At 63.5% G+C, this 21,174-nt stretch carries 24 protein-coding genes; 9 read left to right on the top strand and 15 right to left on the bottom strand.

Translation table 11 applies throughout. From position 1 onward, the window contains the following. Positions 1–4: 4 nt before the first annotated feature. From RYH74_RS04215 to rlmF, 3 genes are all read left to right on the top strand, one after another. Entirely contained in the window at positions 5–370 is a 366-nt protein-coding gene (locus RYH74_RS04215; protein ID WP_013971096.1) for a hypothetical protein, read from the top strand. Between the two features lie 209 nt (positions 371–579). Beyond that, complete coding sequence (locus RYH74_RS04210; protein ID WP_075043877.1) at positions 580–3,426, top strand: valine--tRNA ligase; 2,847 nt, start codon at positions 580–582, stop codon at positions 3,424–3,426. Positions 3,427–3,543: 117 nt separating this feature from the next. Next, positions 3,544–4,494 (top strand): 23S rRNA (adenine(1618)-N(6))-methyltransferase RlmF, encoded by a 951-nt coding sequence (gene rlmF, locus RYH74_RS04205; RefSeq protein WP_317408997.1) that lies wholly within the window; start codon positions 3,544–3,546, stop codon positions 4,492–4,494. A gap of 50 nt (positions 4,495–4,544) precedes the next feature. On the opposite strand, the gene RYH74_RS04200 is transcribed toward rlmF, so the two are convergent. After that, positions 4,545–4,826 carry an HU family DNA-binding protein gene (locus RYH74_RS04200; protein WP_003257928.1) on the bottom strand — a complete coding sequence of 94 codons (282 nt, stop codon included), beginning with the start codon at positions 4,824–4,826 and terminating at the stop codon, positions 4,545–4,547. A gap of 370 nt (positions 4,827–5,196) precedes the next feature. Between RYH74_RS04200 and yejK the strand changes: the two genes are divergently transcribed. Next, the gene (gene yejK, locus RYH74_RS04195; RefSeq protein ID WP_025337836.1) at positions 5,197–6,204 is read left to right on the top strand and encodes a nucleoid-associated protein YejK; all 1,008 of its coding nucleotides are present in this window, start codon (positions 5,197–5,199) and stop codon (positions 6,202–6,204) included. A gap of 123 nt (positions 6,205–6,327) precedes the next feature. Here yejK and RYH74_RS04190 read toward each other — a convergent pair whose 3' ends face one another. The 14 genes from RYH74_RS04190 to RYH74_RS04125 form a co-directional block, all read right to left on the bottom strand. Further along, positions 6,328–6,624 carry a GIY-YIG nuclease family protein gene (locus RYH74_RS04190; protein WP_075043875.1) on the bottom strand — a complete coding sequence of 99 codons (297 nt, stop codon included), beginning with the start codon at positions 6,622–6,624 and terminating at the stop codon, positions 6,328–6,330. Further along, complete coding sequence (locus RYH74_RS04185) at positions 6,617–7,093, bottom strand: nuclear transport factor 2 family protein (RefSeq protein WP_075043874.1); 477 nt, start codon at positions 7,091–7,093, stop codon at positions 6,617–6,619. Before RYH74_RS04185 ends, RYH74_RS04190 begins: the two co-directional genes overlap by 8 nt. A gap of 163 nt (positions 7,094–7,256) precedes the next feature. Continuing rightward, complete coding sequence (locus RYH74_RS04180) at positions 7,257–8,537, bottom strand: CynX/NimT family MFS transporter (RefSeq protein WP_317408996.1); 1,281 nt, start codon at positions 8,535–8,537, stop codon at positions 7,257–7,259. Between the two features lie 13 nt (positions 8,538–8,550). After that, the gene (locus RYH74_RS04175; protein ID WP_075043872.1) at positions 8,551–9,201 is read right to left on the bottom strand and encodes a FadR/GntR family transcriptional regulator; all 651 of its coding nucleotides are present in this window, start codon (positions 9,199–9,201) and stop codon (positions 8,551–8,553) included. A 349-nt stretch (positions 9,202–9,550) separates the two neighbouring features. Then, positions 9,551–10,597 (bottom strand): histidinol-phosphate transaminase, encoded by a 1,047-nt coding sequence (gene hisC / locus RYH74_RS04170; RefSeq protein WP_075043871.1) that lies wholly within the window; start codon positions 10,595–10,597, stop codon positions 9,551–9,553. A gap of 2 nt (positions 10,598–10,599) precedes the next feature. After that, positions 10,600–11,925, bottom strand: a complete 1,326-nt coding sequence (gene hisD / locus RYH74_RS04165) for a histidinol dehydrogenase (RefSeq protein WP_025337829.1) — start codon at positions 11,923–11,925, stop codon at positions 10,600–10,602. Between the two features lie 134 nt (positions 11,926–12,059). Further along, on the bottom strand, positions 12,060–12,695 hold the full coding sequence (gene hisG / locus RYH74_RS04160) for an ATP phosphoribosyltransferase (RefSeq protein ID WP_003257924.1): 636 nt from the start codon (positions 12,693–12,695) through the stop codon (positions 12,060–12,062). Positions 12,696–12,862: 167 nt separating this feature from the next. Then, complete coding sequence (gene murA, locus RYH74_RS04155; RefSeq protein WP_075043870.1) at positions 12,863–14,128, bottom strand: UDP-N-acetylglucosamine 1-carboxyvinyltransferase; 1,266 nt, start codon at positions 14,126–14,128, stop codon at positions 12,863–12,865. Between the two features lie 23 nt (positions 14,129–14,151). Beyond that, on the bottom strand, positions 14,152–14,391 hold the full coding sequence (locus RYH74_RS04150; RefSeq protein ID WP_003255121.1) for a BolA family protein: 240 nt from the start codon (positions 14,389–14,391) through the stop codon (positions 14,152–14,154). 117 nt (positions 14,392–14,508) lie between these two features. Further along, positions 14,509–14,811 (bottom strand): lipid asymmetry maintenance protein MlaB, encoded by a 303-nt coding sequence (locus tag RYH74_RS04145; protein ID WP_075043869.1) that lies wholly within the window; start codon positions 14,809–14,811, stop codon positions 14,509–14,511. Beyond that, the gene (locus tag RYH74_RS04140) at positions 14,808–15,455 is read right to left on the bottom strand and encodes a phospholipid-binding protein MlaC (RefSeq protein ID WP_025337826.1); all 648 of its coding nucleotides are present in this window, start codon (positions 15,453–15,455) and stop codon (positions 14,808–14,810) included. The genes RYH74_RS04145 and RYH74_RS04140 overlap by 4 nt, the downstream gene beginning before the upstream one ends. A gap of 9 nt (positions 15,456–15,464) precedes the next feature. After that, the gene (gene mlaD / locus RYH74_RS04135; RefSeq protein ID WP_003257921.1) at positions 15,465–15,950 is read right to left on the bottom strand and encodes an outer membrane lipid asymmetry maintenance protein MlaD; all 486 of its coding nucleotides are present in this window, start codon (positions 15,948–15,950) and stop codon (positions 15,465–15,467) included. Continuing rightward, on the bottom strand, positions 15,950–16,747 hold the full coding sequence (gene mlaE, locus RYH74_RS04130; protein ID WP_025337825.1) for a lipid asymmetry maintenance ABC transporter permease subunit MlaE: 798 nt from the start codon (positions 16,745–16,747) through the stop codon (positions 15,950–15,952). The genes mlaD and mlaE overlap by 1 nt, the downstream gene beginning before the upstream one ends. Beyond that, positions 16,747–17,556, bottom strand: coding sequence for an ATP-binding cassette domain-containing protein (locus RYH74_RS04125; RefSeq protein WP_012270662.1), 810 nt, complete (start codon positions 17,554–17,556; stop codon positions 16,747–16,749). Before RYH74_RS04125 ends, mlaE begins: the two co-directional genes overlap by 1 nt. 248 nt (positions 17,557–17,804) lie before the next feature. On the opposite strand from RYH74_RS04125, the gene RYH74_RS04120 reads away from it, so the two are divergent. Genes RYH74_RS04120 through lptB form a run of 5 tightly spaced genes read left to right on the top strand, consistent with a single transcriptional unit; the run spans position 17,805 to position 21,134 of the window. Continuing rightward, on the top strand, positions 17,805–18,779 hold the full coding sequence (locus tag RYH74_RS04120) for an SIS domain-containing protein (protein ID WP_003257920.1): 975 nt from the start codon (positions 17,805–17,807) through the stop codon (positions 18,777–18,779). Between the two features lie 12 nt (positions 18,780–18,791). Continuing rightward, positions 18,792–19,316 (top strand): KdsC family phosphatase, encoded by a 525-nt coding sequence (locus RYH74_RS04115; protein WP_024086339.1) that lies wholly within the window; start codon positions 18,792–18,794, stop codon positions 19,314–19,316. Positions 19,317–19,324: 8 nt separating this feature from the next. Next, positions 19,325–19,897, top strand: a complete 573-nt coding sequence (gene lptC, locus RYH74_RS04110) for an LPS export ABC transporter periplasmic protein LptC (protein WP_317408995.1) — start codon at positions 19,325–19,327, stop codon at positions 19,895–19,897. Beyond that, positions 19,884–20,408: a lipopolysaccharide transport periplasmic protein LptA gene (lptA, locus tag RYH74_RS04105; RefSeq protein WP_015269063.1), complete on the top strand. Its 525-nt coding sequence runs from the start codon at positions 19,884–19,886 to the stop codon at positions 20,406–20,408. The genes lptC and lptA overlap by 14 nt, the downstream gene beginning before the upstream one ends. Further along, entirely contained in the window at positions 20,409–21,134 is a 726-nt protein-coding gene (gene lptB / locus RYH74_RS04100) for an LPS export ABC transporter ATP-binding protein (protein ID WP_015269062.1), read from the top strand. It begins immediately after the preceding gene. The last annotated feature ends 40 nt before the right edge of the window (positions 21,135–21,174 follow it).

Raw genomic sequence — 21,174 nt, 5'->3', positions numbered from 1 at the left:
GACGATGGACAAGCCCTCCCCCCTACCCGATTCCGCCCATCTGCTCGATGACCTCGAGTCGATACGCCAGTTGCTTGGCGACGCCGACCTGCAACCGCCGCTGCTGACCGAGACGGTGGAGCAGATCCCGTTGCTGCTGGAAGAAGCGCCCGGCAACCATGTGCCTGCGGCCGAACCGGTAGCTGCCGAACCCGAAGATGACCCGCAGACCCGTCGCCAGGACACCCTGCTGCACCTGGAAAGCGAACTGCGTGCGGCGGCGCAGATGATCATGCAGGACGTGATCAACGACTTCACCCCGCACATCGAGAACGAGATCAAGCGCCGGCTGGATGCGCGGATCGAGCGGTTGATCAAGCGTTCCGAGTAAAACCGAAATTCGGCGGTGCCTTCTTCGCGGGTAAACCCGCTCCCACAGGAGCTGCGCAAGTCTCAAAGCTTGCGCAGCTCCTGTGGGAGCGGGTTTACCCGCGAATAGGCCGTCCCTGCCTGCCAGATAGCAGCAGCTTGTCGCCTGCGGCCCCCAGCTTGGTTATACTTCCCGGCTTTCCCGAATAAATGCACAGGGTCCCGCCGCGCATGGATAAGACCTACCAGCCGCACGCCATCGAAACTTCCTGGTACAACACCTGGGAGTCCGAGAACTATTTCGCCCCACAAGGTGCAGGCGAGTCCTACACCATCATGATCCCGCCGCCGAACGTAACCGGCAGCCTGCACATGGGCCACGGGTTCAACAACGCGATCATGGACGCCCTGATCCGTTTCCGCCGCATGCAAGGCCGCGACACCCTGTGGCAGCCAGGCACCGACCACGCCGGTATCGCCACCCAGATGCTGGTCGAGCGCCAGCTCGAGGCCAAGGGCCAGAACCGGCATGACCTGGGCCGCGAAAAGTTCCTGGAAAAGGTCTGGGAATGGAAGGACCAGTCCGGTGGCAACATCAGCCGTCAGATCCGCCGCCTGGGCTCGTCGGTCGACTGGAGCCGCGAGCGCTTCACCATGGACGACGGCCTGTCCGAAGCGGTCAAGGAAGCCTTCGTGCGCCTGCATGAAGACGGCCTGATCTACCGCGGCAAGCGCCTGGTCAACTGGGACACCAAGCTGCACACGGCCATCTCCGACCTCGAAGTGGAAAACCACGACGAGAAGGGCCACCTGTGGAACCTGCGCTACCCACTGGCCGACGGCGCCAAGACCGCCGAAGGCAAGGACTACCTGGTAGTCGCCACCACCCGTCCGGAAACCCTGCTGGGTGACGCCGCCGTGGCGGTCAACCCGAACGACGAGCGCTACCAGGCACTGATCGGCAAGTTCGTCGAACTGCCGCTGGTCGGCCGCCGCATCCCGATCATCGCCGACGACTACTGCGACCCCGAGTTCGGTACCGGCTGCGTGAAGATCACCCCGGCCCACGACTTCAACGACTACGAAGTCGGCAAGCGCCACAACCTGCCGCTGCTGAACATCTTCGACAAGAACGCCTTCGTGCTGGCCAGCGCGCAGGCCTTCAACCTCGACGGCAGCGTCAACGAGGAGGTGGACACCCGCCTGCCGGCCCAGTACGCCAACCTCGACCGCTTCGTCGCGCGCAAGCAGATCGTCGCCGACCTGGATGCCCAGGGCTTGCTGGTCAGCATCGACGACCACGCGCTGAAAGTGCCGAAAGGCGACCGTTCGGGCACCGTCATCGAGCCGTGGCTGACCGACCAGTGGTACGTTTCCACCAAGCCGCTGGCAGAGCCTGCCATCGCCGCCGTGGAAGATGGCCGCATCCAGTTCGTGCCCAAGCAGTACGAGAACATGTACTTCTCCTGGATGCGTGACATCCAGGACTGGTGCATCAGCCGCCAGCTGTGGTGGGGCCACCGCATCCCGGCATGGTACGACGAGGCCGGCCAGGTCTATGTCGGCCGCAACGAGGAAGAAGTGCGCGCCAAGCACAACCTGGGCGCCGACGTGGTCCTGCGCCAGGACGACGACGTACTCGACACCTGGTTCAGTTCGGGCCTGTGGACCTTCTCTACCCTGGGCTGGCCGGAACAGACCGAGTTCCTCAAGAAGTTCCACTCCACCGACGTGCTGGTGACCGGCTTCGACATCATCTTCTTCTGGGTTGCGCGCATGATCATGCTGACCATGCACCTGATCAAGAACGAGGATGGCACCCCGCAGGTACCGTTCAAGACCGTGTACGTGCACGGCCTGGTACGTGACGGCCAGGGCCAGAAAATGTCCAAGTCCAAGGGCAACGTGCTGGACCCGCTGGACATCGTCGACGGCATCACCCTCGACGCACTGCTGGAAAAACGCACCAGCGGCATGATGCAGCCCAAGCTTGCCGAGAAGATCGCCAAGCAGACCAAGGCCGAGTTCCCCGAAGGTATCGCCAGCTACGGCACCGACGCCCTGCGCTTCACCTTCTGCTCGCTGGCCTCCACCGGCCGCGACATCAAGTTCGACATGGGCCGCGTCGAAGGCTACCGCAACTTCTGCAACAAGATCTGGAACGCCGCCCGCTACGTGCTGGACAAGGGCGAGGACTGCGGCCAGAACGGCGAAGCCTACGAGCTGTCGCTGGCCGACCGCTGGATCATCTCGCAGCTGCAGCGTACCGAAGCCGAAGTGACCCGCCAGCTGGAGCAGTTCCGCTTCGACCTGGCCAGCCAGGCGTTGTACGAGTTCATCTGGAACCAGTACTGCGACTGGTACCTGGAGCTGTCCAAGCCAGTGCTGTGGGACGAGAACGCCCCGGTCGAGCGCGCCCGTGGCACCCGCCGCACCCTGGTGCGCGTGTTGGAAGTGGCGCTGCGCCTGGCGCACCCGTTCATGCCGTTCATCACCGAAGAAATCTGGCAGCGCATCGCGCCGCTGGCCGGCATCGAAGGCAAGACCATCATGCTGCAGCCATGGCCGGTGGCCAATGAAAGCCGCATCGATGCTGCCGCCGAAGGCGACATCGAGTGGCTCAAGGAGCTGATGGTCGGCCTGCGCAACATCCGCGCCGAAATGAACATCGGCCCGGGCAAGCCGCTGCCGCTGTTCCTGAAGAACGCCAACGCCGACGACCAGCGTCGCCTGCAGGAAAACGAAGCCCTGCTGAAGAAGCTGGCCAAGGTCGAATCGTTCACCGTACTGGGCGATGCCGACGAAGCGCCGCTGTCGGCCACGGCCCTGGTCGGTGACCTGCAAGTGCTGGTGCCAATGGCCGGCCTGATCGACAAGGATGCCGAGCTGGCGCGCCTGAACAAGGAAATCCAGCGCCTGCAGGGTGAAGTGGCTCGCGTGGGTGGCAAGCTGTCCAACGCCGCCTTCGTCGACAAGGCACCACCTGCCGTGATCGAGAAGGAACGCGCCAAGCTGGCCGAGTCCGAACAGGCCCTGGCCAACTTCACCGAGCAGCATGCGCGGATTGCAGCGCTGTAACCAAAAGTGAAGCCATAGCGGGCTGCTTCGCAGCCCATCGCCGGCAAGCCAGCTCCCACAGGAAAGCGCTGTACCTGTGGGAGCTGGCTTGCCGGCGATGCTTTTCAGGACCCCATCATGACCGACAAACCCACCCTGCACCCGCGCAACCGCCACCAGGGCCGCTACGACTTCCCCAGCCTGATCAAGGCCCACCCTGACCTGGCGCGCTTCACCATCACCAACCCACACGGCAAACCCAGCATCGACTTCGCCAACCCCGAGGCCGTGCGGGTGTTCAACCGTGCCCTGCTGAAGGCCCAGTACGGCATCCAGCACTGGGATATCCCCGCCGACTACCTGTGCCCGCCGATTCCCGGTCGCGCCGACTACATCCACGTGGCCGCCGACCTGCTGGCCGACGACAATGCCGGCGAGATCCCCAAGGGCGCCCAGGTGCGTGCGCTGGACATCGGCGTGGGGGCCAACTGCATCTACCCGCTGCTGGGCCACAGCGACTACCGCTGGCGCTTCCTCGGCTCGGACATCGACCCCGTGGCCCTGGCTTCGGCCAAGGCCATCGTCCAGGCCAATGGCCTGGGCAAGGCCATCACCCTGCGCCAGCAGGCCAACCGTGCACACATCCTCAGCGGCCTGCTGCAGGAGGGCGAACGCTTCGACCTCACTCTGTGCAACCCGCCCTTCCATGCCTCACGCGACGAAGCCACCCGTGGCAGCCAGCGCAAGTGGAAGAACCTCGGCAAGCAGGACCCCAAGCGCAAGCTGCCGGTGCTCAACTTCGGCGGCCAGAACAACGAACTGTGGTGCGAAGGCGGCGAAATCCGCTTTGTCAGCCAACTGGTCAGCGAAAGCGTGCAGTACGCCGAGCGGGTACTGTGGTTCACCAGCCTGGTGTCCAAGGCCAGCAACCTGCCGGGGATCGAGGCTGCGCTCAGGAAAGCGGGCGCCAAGGCCGTGCGCATCAGTGAAATGGGCCAAGGGCAGAAGCAGAGCCGCATGGTCGCCTGGAGCTTCCACGACGACGCCGCGCGCCAGGCCTGGCACGCCGGGCGTAAAACCCAGGCATGAAAAAACCGCGCCCGGGCAAGCCGGGCGCGGTTTCGTCAAAGCTTCAACAATTACTTGTTGATGGCGTCGGTCAGCACTTTGGCTGGAACGAACTTGACGACTTTCTTGGCAGCGATTTCGATGGCAGCGCCAGTCGAAGGGTTGCGGCCGGTACGGGCAGGACGCTCAGCGACTTTCAGCTTGCCGATGCCTGGCAGAGTGATTTCAGCGCCGTTTTCCAGCTGGTCGGCAACGATCTGGCCCAGTTGCTCCAGAGCGTTCTTGGCGGTGGCTTTTGGCGCGGCGATCGATTCGGCGATGTCGGCAATCAGTTGGTCTTTGGTCAATGCCATGGTGGTGTTCCTTCCCTATCAAATTCGATGGTTATGCAGCGGACTACGACGTTATCGGGCCAGCCCCTGAAAGTGGAGGGCCGCGCCAATCGCGTATGTAGATACGCAAATCGACGTTTGGTTCGACACGACGACAGCACGCTGCCAGCAATGCGCCACACAAGGGGCGCAAGACCGCGCAAAGCTACCACAGGAACGGATAAATATCCGCTGCGCGCTTCGATTTAATGCAGGTTTTTCGGGGGTTTTAGCCTAAAACGCACAAATTTGAACAAAAAACGAACAACCGGCATTTCCGCCAACATCCGGCCACTGCACCACCTTGTGTCTAGGGTAAACTGGACGACTTTTGCAGCTCGCCGAGAATTCCATGCCAATCCGTCATTGCATCGTTCACCTGATCGACAAAAAGCCCGATGGCAGCCCCGCCGTGCTGCATGCCCGCGATCGCGAACTGGCCGCCTCCGACGCCATCGAAAACCTGCTGGCCGACCTCAATGACAGCTACAACGCCAAGCAAGGCAAGGCCTGGGGCTTTTTCCACGGCGAGTCCGGCGCCTACCCGCTGAGCGGCTGGCTGAAGCAGTACCTGGACGAAGAAAAGGACTTTACCGCCTTCAGCCGCGTGGCCGTGGAGCACCTGCAGAAGCTGATGGAAGAGTCCAACCTGTCCACCGGCGGCCACATCCTGTTTGCCCACTACCAGCAAGGCATGACCGAATACCTGGCGATCGCCCTGCTGCACCACAGCGAAGGCGTGGCGGTGAACGCCGAGCTCGACGTGATGCCTTCGCGCCACCTCGACCTTGGCCAGCTGCACCTGGCGGCGCGCATCAACCTGTCGGAGTGGAAGAACAACCAGAACTCCAAACAGTACATTTCGTTCATCAAGGGCAAGAACGGCAAGAAGGTCTCGGACTACTTCCGCGACTTCATTGGCTGCCAGGAGGGCGTCGACGGCCCGGGCGAAACCCGCACCCTGCTCAAGGCCTTCAGTGACTTCGTCGAGAGCGAAGACCTGCCGGAAGAGTCTGCCCGCGAAAAAACCCAGACCCTGGTCGAGTACGCCACAACCCAGACCAAACTGGGCGAGCCGGTCACGCTGGAAGAGCTGTCCAGCCTGATCGACGAGGACCGGCCCAAGGCGTTCTACGACCACATCCGCAACAAGGACTACGGCCTGTCGCCGGAAATCCCCGCAGACAAGCGCACCCTCAACCAGTTCCGCCGTTTCACCGGGCGTGCCGAGGGGTTGTCGATCAGCTTCGAAGCGCACCTGCTGGGGGACAAGGTCGAGTATGACGAAGAGGCAGGGACCTTGATCATCAAGGGTCTTCCGACCACCTTGGTGGATCAGTTGAAGCGGCGCAAGGACTGATGGCCCCGGGGCTGCTGGGCAGCCCATCGCCGGCAAGCCAGCTCCCACAGGGGTAGCACATGGCTTGCGGTCAAAGCGGTCGAGGTGGGAGCTGGCTTGCCGGCGATGGGGCGCGAAGCGGCCCTAAATAGTGGAAGGCACAGCCCCATAGGAGGCCACCAACGCCTCCTTCGCCGACTTGCGCAGCCGCTTCACCAGCCGCTCCTGGCGTAACGCCTCGCCCTTGTCCGGCCATTGCTCCACATACACCAGCGCCTGGGCCGGGCTGGTCTTGAAGTAGCGCGCGCCCTGCCCTTTCTGGTGCGCCAGAAAGCGCCGCTGCGGGTCATCGCTGATACCGCAATACAGCGATCCATTGGCAGCCCTTACCAAGTAGACATACCAGGGTTTGCTCGCGGCAATGTCGACGGGCTCACTCACCCTGGGCCTGCTGGAATGCTCGCAATCCTGTGAACGCCTGCTGGCGTACCTTGTTCTGCACCAGCGGCGACCAGCCCAGCAGCATGCCAGGCACACCCAGCGCCTGCCGCGACCAGCGCCACAAGTCGAAGTGGTCATCGTGCTGGCAGATCAGCCCGTCACGGATCACGAAACGCGCCTGGATATCGTTGATCACGATGCGGCCGGTCTGGCTGAACAGGTAGGTGGCCACCCAATGTGCGGCGCCTGTGCGTTCATCGGCGCGGACGTTGTCGAAGGTCAGGGTGAAGTCCTTGGCCCGGCTGGTGAGCATTCGCCACATGTCGCCTGCATCCTTGCCACGCAAGGTGCCGAATACCGGATCGCTGAAGACGATATCGTCGCTGTAGCAGGCGACCATGGCCTCGGCGTCCAGGCGCTGGAAGGCCTGGTAGAAGCGGGTGATCAGGTCGCGGTTGGCGTCGCTCATGGGGGGCTGGTCCGTCCTGGGGATGAAAGCAGCACGATAATCTGCCCCGGTTGCTTATGCCAGTACCGGCCTCTTCGCGGGCGCGCCCGCTCCCACAGGATCTACACACGCTTCGAACCTGTGGCTCTCCTGTGGGAGCGGGCGTGCCCGCGAAGAGGCCCCTTCAGACTCTCTCGCTGCTCACCTGCACATGCAAAGCCCGCCCGGCGCCCAGGCCGAACACGATAGCCCCCACCCCCAGCACGGCAAAGATCCACCCCACTGCCGCCCAGCCCCCGGTCAGGTCATGCACCAGCCCCACCGCAAACGGCCCCATCGACGCCAGGGTATAACCCACCCCCTGCGCCATGCTCGACAGGTTCGCCGCCACATGGGCATCCTTCGAGCGCAGCACGATCAAGGTCAGCGCCAGGGCAAAGGTACCGCCCTGCCCCAGGCCCAGCACAACCGCCCAACCCCACAGCCCGGAAAGCGGCGCATACAGGCAACCGAACAGGCCGGCCAGGGTAATCAGCATGACCAGCACGATCGCCAGGCGCTGGTCCTTGCCGCGAGTGGCCAGCCAGGGCGCACTGAGCGAACTGACCAGCTGCACGATCACCGACCCCGACAGCACCAGCCCCGCCTCGGTCGGGCTCAGGCCGCGACCGATCAGGATCGATGGCAACCAGCCAAAGACGATGTAGGCCAGTGACGACTGCAGGCCCATGTACAGGGTCACCTGCCAGGCCAGCGGATCACGCCACAGCCCACGCACGCGGTAGGCCACCTTGTGCAGGCCATGACCTTGGCGGGCCTGCGGCAGCCATACCAGCATGGCCAGCAGAGCCGGCAACATCCAGAAGCCAAGCCCCAGCGCCCAGCTGCCGTCGAAATGCTGGGCCAGGGGCACCGTGGCGCCAGCCGCCATGGCGGCGCCCAGGCACAACGCCATGGTGTACACGCCGGTCAGCGTGCCAGCGTGCTGCGGGAAATCGCGCTTGACGATGCCCGGCAGCAGCACGCCAATGATGCCGATGCTGGCCCCCGCCATGAGGCTACCGAGGAACACCCCGGTGGCCCCCAGGCTACTGCGCACGACAATGCCGAGCGCCAGGGTGGCGAGGATGCCGAGGATCACCCGCTCGCTGCCAAAGCGCCGCGCCAGCACCGGCGCCAAGGGGGCGAACAGGCCCAGGCACAGCACTGGCAAGGTGGTCAGCAAACCGGCCTGCGAGGCGTTCAGCCCCAGGCCTTCGGACACCTGGCCCAGCACTGGCGCCATGCTCGACAATGCCGGGCGCAGGTTCAAAGCCACCAGCACCAGGCCGAGCAACAACAGCCAAGGCCGCTGTACCTGTACCGGCTGCTGTTGGACCTGTTCGTCGTCAGCCTCGGCGTCGATCAGCAACTCTTCGAGGTCCCGCTCGCTCGGTGGGGTGTTACGGGTGATGGAATCAGCCATGGCCTTCTCGGAGTCAGGATTCGATAAGGGTACGGCTCAGGCGCTTGGCCTGCTCCGCATCGCGTTGCTCGATGGCGGCAAGGATCTGCCCATGCAGGTCGAACGTGGCCTGGCAGCGCGGCACGGTCGCCATGTTGTGCTGCAACGCGGCAGCCACCACCCCGGAAAAGTACCGGTACAGCTCACTCAAGGCCGGGTTGTGGGCGGCATCGACCAGCCGCTGGTGAAACACCAGGTCGCAGGCCACATAAGCATCGATATCACCGTGAAAATGCCCGGCACTATTGGCCAGAGCATCACGCAGCGCCTGCAGGTCGGCGTCGGTTCGGCGCAGCGCGGCCAGGCCGATGGCCTCGGCTTCGAGGATATGCCGGGTTTCACGGGCCTGCTCGGGCGTGCAGCGTGACATCGCCTGCATCGCCTGCAGCGGGTCCTGGGCCGTGCGCAGGTAGCTGCCGTCGCCCTGGCGGATCTCCACCAGGCCACTGAACGCCAGCACACGCATGGCCTCGCGTACGGTGTTGCGGCTTATGCCCAACTGCAGGGCCAGTTCCGGCTCGGTCGGCAAACGCTGGCCAACCTGCCAGTCGCCCAGCACGATGCGTTCGCGCATGCGCTCGACGGCCAGTTCGACCAGGGAGCGCTTGGTCAATTCGGTACTCATGCAACTCAACCAATCATCCGATGAATCTGGTCAGCATAATGTATACCGGCAATACAGCAAACACTGATGGTTTCTGGCGATAGTGAACTGAAATTGCAAGCAATCCGCGTACCCTGTGGGAGCGGCTTTAGCCGCGAAGAATCCAGCGCGGTGCATGGCACCGGCTGCGCCGGTGTTCGCGGCTAAAGCCGCTCCCACAGAGTTCCCGCTAATTCAATGAGTTATGTGCTGTTCTGTGGGAGCGGGCATGCCCGCGAAGAATCCAACGCGATGGATGGCACCGGCGTTGCCGGTGTTCGCGGGCTCGCCCGCTCCCACAAGGGCTGCGTCACGGCAGCTTGCAATACCGTCAGGTCAACGCATCGAGCAGCGCCTGGTTCATCTCTGGCGTACCGATGGTGATGCGCAGGAACTGGGCAATGCGCGGCTGCTTGAAGTGGCGCACGATCACGCCCTGCTCGCGCAGGCGTGCAGCCAGCTCACCGGCATCTTGTTGCGGGTGACGGGCGAAGATGAAATTGGCCGCCGACGGCAGGACTTCGAAGCCCTTGGCCTGCAGCTGCCCGACCAACACCTCGCGGCTGTCGATCACCTTGCGGCAGGTTTCCTCGAAGTACTCGCGGTCCTCGAACGCCACCGCCGCGCCGACGATCGCGGCACGGTCCAGCGGGTAGGAGTTGAAGCTGTTCTTGATCCGCTCCAGCGCCTCGATCAAGTCCGGGTGCCCCACCGCCAGGCCAACCCGCAGCCCGGCCAGCGAGCGCGACTTCGACAGGGTCTGGGTGACCAGCAGGTTGTCGTAGCGGTCCACCAGGCTGATCGCCGTTTCGCCACCGAAGTCGATGTAGGCTTCATCGACCACCACCACCGAATCACGGTTGGCCTGCAGCAACTGCTCCACCGCCTGCAGCGGCATCAGGCAACCGGTCGGCGCGTTGGGGTTGGGGAAGATGATGCCGGCATTGGGCTTGTTGTAGTCCTCGATGCGGATCTGGAACTGCTCGTCCAGCGCCACCTGCTCGAAGGCGATACCGTACAGGCCGCAGTAGACCGGGTAGAAGCTGTAGCTGATGTCAGGGAACAGCAGCGGTGCGTCGTGCTGGAACAGGCCGTGGAAGATGTGCGCCAGCACCTCGTCCGAGCCGTTGCCGACGAACACTTGTGCCGGCGTCACGCCGTAGTACTCGGCCACCGCCTGCTTCAGCCGGTCACCGTTCGGGTCCGGGTACAGGCGCAGGTTGTCGTTCAGCTCGCCGCGCATGGCCTCCAGCGCCTTGGGCGAAGGGCCGTAGGGGTTTTCGTTGGTGTTCAGCTTGACCAGGCGGGCCAGCTTGGGCTGCTCGCCCGGCACGTAAGGCACCAGGTCCTTGACGAAGGGGCTCCAGAATCGACTCATGCTCAGTTCCCCTTCTCTTGGGTCAGGATGCGGTATTCGGCGCTGCGGGCGTGGGCGGTCAGCGACTCGCCACGGGCAAGGACCGAGGCGGTGTGGCCCAGCTCGGACGCGCCCTGCTCGGAGCAGAAAATGATCGACGAGCGCTTCTGGAAGTCATACACCCCCAGCGGCGACGAGAAACGCGCGGTGCCGGAGGTCGGCAGCACGTGGTTGGGCCCTGCGCAGTAGTCGCCCAGCGCTTCACTGGTGTGGCGGCCCATGAAGATCGCGCCAGCGTGGCGGATGTGCGGCAGCCAGGCCTGCGGGTCGGCCACCGACAGTTCCAGGTGCTCGGGTGCAATGCGGTTGGCCACTTCCATGGCCTGCTGCATGTCACGCACCTGGATCAGCGCACCACGGCCATTGATCGACTTCTCGATGATCTCGGCACGTTCCATGGTCGGCAACAGCTTGTCGATGCTGGCGGCAACGCGGTCGAGGAAGGCGGCATCCGGGCTGACCAGGATGGCCTGGGCGTCTTCGTCGTGCTCGGCCTGGGAGAACAGGTCCATGGCGATCCAGTCCGGGTCGGTCTGGCCGTCGCATACCACGAGAATTTCCGACGGGCCGGCGATCATGTCGATACCCACCTGGCCGAACACGTGGCGCTTGGCGGTGGCAACGTAGATGTTGCCTGGGCCGACGATCTTGTCCACCTGCGGCACGCTTTCGGTACCGTAGGCCAGGGCGGCGACAGCCTGGGCGCCACCGACGGTGAACACACGGTCGACACCGGCGATGCAGGCAGCCGCCAGCACCAGCTCGTTGACCTCGCCACGCGGGGTCGGCACCACCATCACCACTTCGGCCACACCGGCGACCTTGGCCGGGATGGCGTTCATCAGCACCGACGACGGGTACGACGCCTTGCCACCCGGCACATACAGGCCGGCGCGGTCCAGCGGGGTGACCTTCTGGCCAAGCACGGTGCCGTCGGCCTCGGTGTACTGCCAGGAGTCCTGCTTCTGCCGCTCGTGGTACATGCGCACACGGTTGGCAGCCTTTTCCAGAGCTTCGCGCTGGACCGGGGTAATGCGGGTCAGGGCCAGTTCCAGGCGCTCGCGACCGAGGATCAGGTCATCGATGGACTTGGCATCGACACCATCGAAACGCTGGGTGAATTCCACCAATGCAGCATCACCACGCTCGCGCACGGCCTTGATGATGTCGAGCACGCGCTGGTTGACCGCGTCATCGGACACACTTTCCCAGCTCAGCAGATGATCCAGATGTCGGGCGAAATCCGGATCAGCAGCGTTGAGACGGGCAATTGCAGTGGACACGGTCATGGCGAGGGCCTCGATTATTGGCGAATGCTCAGGCGCCCTAGGCTACCAGTCCATCCGCGCGGGCACCCGAGAAAAATGGCTATGACGCGGATAGACGGGCGCGGCAGCGAAGGCCGCGCGCAGTCGGTAGAGAGTCAGCCGCGGTGTCGCGATTCGACCGCACCGCGCAGCGTGTCGATCAGGCTCTGGATACGGGCGTGCTGCATTTTCATGGAGGCCTTGTTGACCACCAGGCGCGAGCTGATCGTGGCGATCAGTTCCTGGGGCTCCAGGCCGTTGGCACGCAGGGTGTTGCCGGTGTCGACCACGTCGATGATCTTGTCGGCGAGGTTGATCAGCGGTGCCAGCTCCATCGAGCCGTACAGCTTGATGATGTCGACCTGGCGGCCCTGTTCGGCGTAGTAGCGTTTGGCTACGTTGACGAACTTGGTAGCCACGCGCAGACGGCCCTTGGGCTCGGGTGCGCCGACCACGCCAGCGGTCATCAGCTTGCAACGGGCAATCTGCAGGTCCAGGGGCTCGTAAAGGCCCTGGCCGCCGTACTCCATCAGCACATCCTTGCCGGCCACCCCCAGGTCGGCGGCACCATGCTCGACATAGGTCGGCACGTCGGTGGCACGCACGATCAGCAGGCGCACATCGTCCTGCGTGGTGGGGATGATCAGTTTGCGGCTCTTGTCCGGGTTCTCGGTCGGCACGATACCGGCCTCGGCCAGCAATGGCAGGGTATCGTCGAGAATACGGCCTTTGGAAAGCGCGATGGTCAACATTGGAACGTCGGTCCTTAAGCGGCTACTGCCGGCCGGGCGTCGAGCCCGACCGCATTTGATTCATTGTGGGAGCGGGCTTGCCCGCAAAGCAACCATCGCGGTGCATGGCACCGGCTCTGCCGGTATTCGCGGGCAAGCCCGCTCCCACACGGTATGCCGAAGGGCTACTAGCCCGGTACGCGACGGATCTTCGCGCCCAGCATCTGCAGTTTTTCTTCGATGCACTCGTAACCACGGTCGATGTGGTAGATACGATCGATCAGGGTATCGCCTTCGGCTACCAGCGCCGACAGCACCAGGCTGGCGGAAGCACGCAGGTCGGTGGCCATTACCGGGGCACCCTTCAGCGCCTTGACGCCAGTGACGATGGCAGTGTTGCCTTCGACCTGGATCTGCGCGCCCATGCGGTGCATTTCGTAGACGTGCATGAAGCGGTTTTCGAAGATCGTCTCGATCACTGCACCAGTGCCTTCGGCAATGGCGTTGAGCGAGATGAACTGCGCCTGCATGTCGGTCGGGAAAGCCGGGTACGGGGCGGTACGCAGGTTGACGGCTTTCGGCCGTTTGCCGTGCATGTCCAGCTCGATCCAGTCTTCGCCGGTGCTGATGTCGGCGCCGGCTTCCTTGAGTTTTTCCAGTACGGCTTCAAGGATGGTCGGGTCGGTGTCCTTGACCTTGACGCGGCCGCCGGTCACGGCAGCGGCAACCAGGTAGGTACCGGTCTCGATACGGTCCGGCATCACGCGGTAGTTGGCCGAGTGCAGGCGCTCGACGCCATCGATGACGATGGTGTCGGTACCAGCGCCCTGGACTTTGCCGCCCATGGCGTTGATGAAGTTGGCCAGGTCGACCACTTCCGGCTCGCGCGCGGCGTTCTGCAGCACGCTGCGGCCCTTGGCCAGGGCAGCGGCCATCATGATGTTCTCGGTACCGGTCACGCTCACGGTGTCGAAGAAGAAGTGCGCACCGCGCAGGCCACCCTCAGGTGCCTTGGCCTTGATGTAGCCGGCTTCGACTTCGATCTTCGCGCCCATGGCCTCGAGGCCACGGATGTGCAGGTCGACCGGGCGCGAGCCAATGGCGCAACCGCCAGGCAGGGCCACTTCGGCCTCACCGAAACGGGCGACCATCGGGCCCAGCACCAGGATCGAGGCGCGCATGGTCTTGACCAGTTCGTAAGGCGCGACCAGGGTCTTGATGGTGCGAGGGTCGATCTCGACCGCCAGCTTTTCGTCGATCACCGGCTCGATGCCCATGCGGCCAAACAGCTCGATCATGGTGGTGATGTCGTGCAGGTGCGGCAGGTTGCCCACGGTGACCGGGCCGTCGGCCAGCAGGGTCGCTGCCAGAATCGGCAGGGCTGCGTTCTTCGCGCCCGAAATGCGGATCTCGCCATCAAGGCGAGCGCCGCCAGTAATAATCAGTTTGTCCATTGGAATCTCGCCGCCACGTTGGCTCAGGTGCGCTCAGCCCAGGCTGCGCTGCTGAAAAATTTCATGGTTACCGCATGGATGCTGCCATTGGCGATCCACGGATTCAGGTGAGCATAGATCGCCTGCTGGCGTTTGACCGGGCTCAGGCCAGCCAACTCGTCGCTGATCACGTTCAACTGGAAGTTGCAGCCTTCGCCTTCAACTTCGACCCGGGAACCCGGCAATTTCTCTTCAAGGAAGCTTTTAACTTCTACGGCCTGCATGCTCAACCTCAATCGGCGCCCGATGCGCACGGGTCGGCCATCATACAAAAAAGCCCCTCGCCTGCGAAGCCCAACGAGGGCTTCGCTGACCGAGGGGCCATCATCCGTGCCGGGCCATCAGGTTGCCAGCACTTCATCGAGGTCATAGACCTCGGCAATTTCCCGCATGTCGTCGGGCATGCTGCGCACCTGGCAACCCTTGCCGGCGGCCTGGGCATCGCGCATGAAGGCCAGCAGCAACGACAGGCCGACACTGGTGGAGCGCTGCACTGCCGAGCAATCGAGCACCAGCTGCGCCTCGCGGCAGGCCGCGATCAGCGCCTTGCCCTGCTTGCGCAGGGCCGGCCCGCTGCGGTAGTCCAGCTCGCCGGCCAGGCGCAGCACGCCCGGCTCGGCCATGCTTACGCCGGCCTCACTCATTTGACGGTCTTCTCTGGCGAGTTGTCGGCGGCCTGCTTGGCCTTGGCCACTTCGCCGGCCCAGCCGTCGATGGTCTTGTCCAGGTCGTTGCCATTGCGCTGCATGGCGTCGGCGAACTGGTCGCGGAACAGCTTGCCGATGTTGATGCCGTTGACGATCACGTTACGCACCTTCCACTCGCCGCCGATGTTTTCCAGGGTGTACTGCACCGGATACACGGCACCGTTGTTGCCGGTGACCTTCATGCCAACGCTGGCGCGTTTGCCGTCATCAGCCTTGGCCGGGTCGACGGTGATGCCCTGGTTGTTGTACTCGAGCAGGGCATTGCCATAGAACTGCATCAGGCTGCGCTTGAAGTTTTCCTGGAAGCGCTGCATCTGCTCGGGGGTAGCCTTGCGCGAGTACTTGACGGTCATGATGCTTCTGGAAATACCGTCAGCGTCCACCACCGGGCCGAGGATGCGGTTCAGCGCATCGTAGAAGGCATTGGGGTTGGACTTGTACTGTTCCTTGTTGGCCTTGAGGTCGCCCAGCAGTTCAGTGGTGGTGCCCTGAACCACATCGTGTGGCGTCTGCGCAGCCATGGTCAGCAGGGGGAAGGCCGCCAGCAGGACCAGCAGGCCACGTCGCAGGATGGAAATCATGGAAACTCCTTAATTAGCCGGTTGCGCTTCTTTCGGTTCCTTGCCAACGGAGTTGAGCAGGAACTTGCCAATCAGATCTTCCAGCACCAGCGCCGACTGGGTGTCGTGAATGGTCCCGCCGTCCTTGAGCACCTGGTCCTCACCGCCCACGCTGATGCCGATGTACTTCTCGCCCAGCAACCCGGCGGTCAGGATCGAGGCAGTGGAGTCGGTCGGCAGGTTGTCCACCGACTTGTCCAGCTGCAGCGTCACCCGACCGGTGTACGAATCACGGTCCAGATCGATGGCGGTAACCTTGCCGATGGTCACACCGGCCATGGTCACTTTAGCTCTGACCGTCAAACCGGCGATATTGTCGAAGTAGGCATAAACTTTATAGGTATCGCTGCTCGGGCTGGCCGACAGCCCGCTGACACGCAGGGCGAGCAGCAGCAGCGCCAGGATCCCGGCCAGAAGGAACAGGCCGACACCGATTTCCAGGGTGCGGTTTTGCATCAGAAATCTCCAAACATCAAGGCGGTCAGAATAAAGTCCAGACCCAGCACTGCCAACGAGGCATAGACCACGGTCTTGGTGGTGGCACGGCTGATCCCTTCTGAGGTGGGCTCACAGTCGTACCCCTGGAATACGGCGATCCAGGTCGTGACGAAGGCAAATACCAGGCTCTTGATCAGCCCGTTGAGCACGTCGTCGGTGAACGAAACACTGTTCTGCATGTTGGCCCAGAACGAGCCCTCGTAGACGCCCAGCCAGTCCACCGCCACCCACGAGCCACCCCAGATGCCGACCACGCTGAAGATCAGCGCCAGCAACGGCAGCGAGATGAAACCGGCCCACAGGCGCGGCGCGACGATGTACTTGAGCGGGTCGACGCCGATCATTTCAAGGCTCGACAACTGCTCGGTGGACTTCATGTTGCCGATTTCTGCGGTTAGCGCCGAACCGGCACGGCCGGCGAACAGCAATGCCGTCACCACCGGGCCGAGCTCACGCAGCAGGGTCAGGGCAACCATCTGCCCCACTGCCTGCTCCGAGCCGTACTTGGTCAGGATGCTGAAGCCCTGCAGCGCCAGCACCATGCCGATGAACACGCCGGACACGACGATGATTGCCAGCGACAGCACGCCCACCGAATACAGCTGCTTGACCAGCAGCTGGAAGCCGCCACCGATGCCGCCACGGCCGATCAGCGCATGGAACAGGAACAGGCAGGAGCGCCCCAGCACCGCCAGCACGTCGATGGCCGAGCGCCCCAGCAGGCGGACACGTTCGAGTAAAGATTTTCTGCGCATCAACGCGCTCCCAGCAGGTCGGCGCGGTAGTCAGGCGCAGGGAAGTGGAAAGGCACCGGGCCGTCCGGGTCGCCCTTCATGAACTGGCGAATGCGCGGGTTGTCCGAGCCCATCAGCTCGTCAGGCGTCCCCTGGCCCAGCACCTGGCCGTCACCTACCACATAGATGTAGTCGGCGATGCTGGCGGTTTCCGCCAGGTCATGGGAAACAACGATGCTGGTGATACCCAGGGCGTCGTTGAGCAGGCGGATCAGACGCACCAATACACCCATGGCGATCGGGTCCTGACCGACGAACGGTTCGTCGTACATGAGGATCTGCGGGTCCAGGGCAATTGCCCGGGCCAACGCCACACGGCGCTTCATGCCACCGGACAGCTCGTCGGGCATCAGGTCGATGGCACCGCGCAGCCCCACAGCCTGCAGCTTCATCAGTACGATATCGCGGATCATCTCGTCCGACAGCTGGGTGTGCACGCGAAGCGGGAACGCGACGTTCTCGAACACATCGAGATCGGTGAACAGCGCGCCGCTCTGGAACAGCACCCCCATTTGCTTGCGGGCGTCGAACAGGTCGCTGCGCGACAGCGTCGGCAGGTTCTGCCCGGCAACCCAGACCTCACCGCTGGAGGGGCGCAACTGCGCGCCCATCAGGCGGAGCAACGTGGTCTTGCCGCAACCCGATGGCCCCATGATACCGGTGACCTTGCCGCGCGGGATGCGAATGTCGACGTTGCTGAAAATGCTGCGCGAACCGCGTTTGAAGGTAACCCCCTTCAACTCGACCGCGTAGGCGCTATCCACACTCATCTAGACTCCTTGCTAGTGCAGCCTCGTCCTAATGGACGTCGGCCTCCATCTGGAAGGCACAAGCGCCCCAGGCAGGCCGAATAGCGGCGAACTATAGCACCGCTGACAGCGCCGCCCCAAGGCCGGCTAACGAGTCGTTCAGCCCTGCGACAGGCTGGCCAGACATTCACCACGACAATCGAAAGCGTGAGGGTTTCTTTCATTGCAGCTATAATCGCCGCCTTTTCATCAGGCATTGCTTTTTCGACATGAGCCAATCCAGCGAGCTGATCCAATCCGCCCAACGCACCCTGCGCCTGGAACTCGAGGCCGTAGAGGCCCTGCTGGCGCGCATCGACGACAATTTCGTCAAGGCCTGCGAACTGATCCTGGCCAGCAAGGGCCGGGTCGTCGTGGTCGGCATGGGCAAGTCCGGGCACATCGGCAACAAGATCGCCGCCACCCTGGCCAGCACCGGCACACCGGCGTTTTTCGTGCACCCGGCCGAAGCCAGCCATGGCGACATGGGCATGATCACCCGCGATGATGTCATCCTTGCCCTGTCGAATTCCGGCAGCACCGCCGAAATCGTCACCCTGCTGCCGCTGATCAAGCGCCTGGGCATCAAGCTGATCAGCCTGACCGGCAACCCGGACTCGCCCCTGGCCCAGGCTGCCGAGGTCAACCTCGACGCCCGCGTCGAGCAAGAGGCCTGCCCGCTGAACCTGGCCCCCACCTCCTCCACCACCGCCTCGCTGGTGCTGGGCGACGCGCTGGCCATTGCCCTGCTCGAAGCCCGCGGCTTCACCGCCGAGGACTTTGCCTTCTCGCACCCGGGTGGTGCACTGGGCCGCCGCCTGCTGCTCAAGGTGGAGAACGTGATGCACGCCGGCGACGAACTGCCCCAGGTGCCCCGCGGCACCCTGCTCAAGGACGCACTCCTTGAAATGTCCCGCAAAGGCCTGGGCATGACCGTGATCGTCGAAGCCGATGGCAAGCTGGCAGGGATCTTCACCGACGGCGACCTGCGCCGGAGCCTGGACCGCAACATCGACGTCCACACCACCCTGATCGACCAGGTAATGACCGTGCACGGCAAGACGGCCCGCGCCGAAATGCTCGCGGCCGAGGCCCTGAAGATCATGGAAGACCACAAGATCGGCGCCCTGGTGGTGGTGGACCGCGAGGACCGCCCCACCGGCGCCCTGAACATGCACGACCTGCTGCGCGCCGGCGTGATGTAAAGGAGCAATGGAATGAACCAGGACCTCATGCAACGCGGCAAGAACATCAAGCTGGCAGTGTTCGACGTGGACGGCGTGCTCACCGACGGGCGCCTGTACTTCCTCGAGGACGGCAGCGAGTTCAAGACCTTCAACACCCTCGACGGCCAGGGCATCAAGATGCTCATGGCCTCGGGCGTGACCACCGCGATCATAAGCGGGCGCAAGACTCCGGTGGTCGAGCGCCGGGCGAAGAACCTCGGCATCCCGCACCTGTACCAGGGCCGCGAGGACAAACTGGTGGTGCTGGACGGCCTGCTCGCCGAACTGGGCCTGAGCTATGCTCAAGTGGCCTACCTTGGCGACGACCTGCCCGACCTGCCGGTGATCCGCCGGGTCGCACTGGGCATGGCGGTGGCCAATGCCGCGCCGTTCGTTCGCCAGCACGCCCATGGCGTGACCCAGGCACGTGGCGGCGAAGGCGCGGCCCGTGAATTCTGCGAACTGATCATGCAGGCCCAGGGCACCCTGGACGCTGCCAACGCCAACTATCTGTAAGGCTGCCCATGTTCAGCAAGAAAGCCCGCAACATTGCGCTGCTCACGGTGATCGCCACCCTGCTGGTGGCGATCGGCTACTGGAATGTCAGCCCGGAAAGCTTCCTCGACAAGCCGGTGGCCCAGGTCGACGAAAACGCCGTCGACTACTACGCGGTCAACGCCCACAGCGTGCAGTTCCTGCCCGACGGCAAACTGCAGTACGAAATGACCGCCGACAAGGTCGAACACCTCAAGGCCAGCGAAATCACCCTGCTGACCACGCCGGACCTGCACCTGTACCGCGGCACCGAATACCCGTGGCACGTGCAGAGCACCCGCGCCGAAGTCAACCCGGACGGCAGTGAAGTCGAACTGATCGACAACGTACGGGTCGCCCGCACCGACGAAAAGCAGCGCGAAATGATCATTACCAGCTCGCGCATGACCGTGTTCCCGCAGAAGCAATATGCGCAGACCGAGCAAGCCGTTAGAATCGACGGCGCCGGTGGCACAACTACGGGCAAAGGAATGAAAGCGTATTTGAAAGAAGGCAAGATGGACTTGCTCTCTAACGTAAGAGGACAGTATGAGGCTCGTTAAAACCCTCCCCCTTCTGCTCAGCCTGAGCGCAGCACTGGGAAGCGCGAGCGCCCTCGCCCTGCCGAACGACCGTGACCAGCCTATCCGCATCCAGGCCGACAACGCCCACCTGGACGACAAGCAGGGCGTGGCCACCTACACCGGCGACGTGATCATCACCCAGGGTTCGATGATGATCAAAGGCAACACCGTGACCATCACCCGCTCCGCCTCCGGCGACATCGACGTGGTGACCTCGGTGGGCAACCTGGCCTACTTCGAGCAGCAGCAGAGCGCAGCCAAACCGGACAAGATGAAAGGCTGGGCGGTGACCATCCAGTACCAGTCGCAGAAGGACATGGTGATCCTCACCGACCGCGCCAAGGTCGAGAACGAAGGCAACACCACCGAAGGCGAGAAGATCGTCTACAACACCCAGACCCAGGTGGCAACCGCCGGTCGCGGTGGCAACGTGACCTCGCCGCGTCAGCGTATCGACATGGTGATCCAGCCCAAGAAGAAGGCCGAGTAAATGGCAACCCTCAAAGCCCAGCACCTGGCCAAGAGCTACAAGGGGCGACAGGTCGTACGTGACGTCAGCCTGTCGATCGACAGCGGCCAGATCGTCGGCCTGCTCGGCCCCAACGGCGCCGGCAAGACCACCTGCTTCTACATGATCGTCGGCCTGGTCCAGGCCGATCAGGGGCGCGTGCTGATCGACAACCTCGATGTCAGCCACCAGCCCATGCATGGTCGCGCCCGCGCCGGCATCGGCTACCTGCCGCAGGAAGCCTCGATCTTCCGCAAGCTGTCGGTGGCCGACAACATCATGGCCATCCTCGAGACCCGCAAGGAACTCGACCGCGACGGCCGGCGCAAAGAGCTGGAAAGCCTGCTGCAGGAGTTCCACATCAGCCACATTCGCGACAACCTCGGCATGAGCCTGTCCGGTGGTGAGCGCCGCCGCGTGGAAATTGCCCGCGCGCTGGCGACCGCACCCAAGTTCATCCTGCTGGACGAGCCGTTTGCCGGTGTCGACCCGATTTCGGTCGGCGACATCAAGCAGATCATCCATCACCTCAAGGCCAAGGGCATCGGTGTACTGATCACCGACCACAACGTGCGTGAGACCCTGGATATCTGCGAAACCGCCTATATCGTAAACGATGGCCGGCTGATCGCTGAAGGCGACGCCGAAACCATCCTGGCCAACGACCTGGTCAAAGAGGTTTACCTGGGCCACGAGTTCCGGCTCTGAGCCCGGCACGCGCCTGGAGTACTGGCAAATCGCCCTGAAA

It is taken from the genome of Pseudomonas sp. LSJ-87 (assembly GCF_032971465.1).
Classification (GTDB): domain Bacteria; phylum Pseudomonadota; class Gammaproteobacteria; order Pseudomonadales; family Pseudomonadaceae; genus Aquipseudomonas; species Aquipseudomonas putida_Z.
This window is presented reverse-complemented; position numbering and strand designations above follow the sequence as displayed.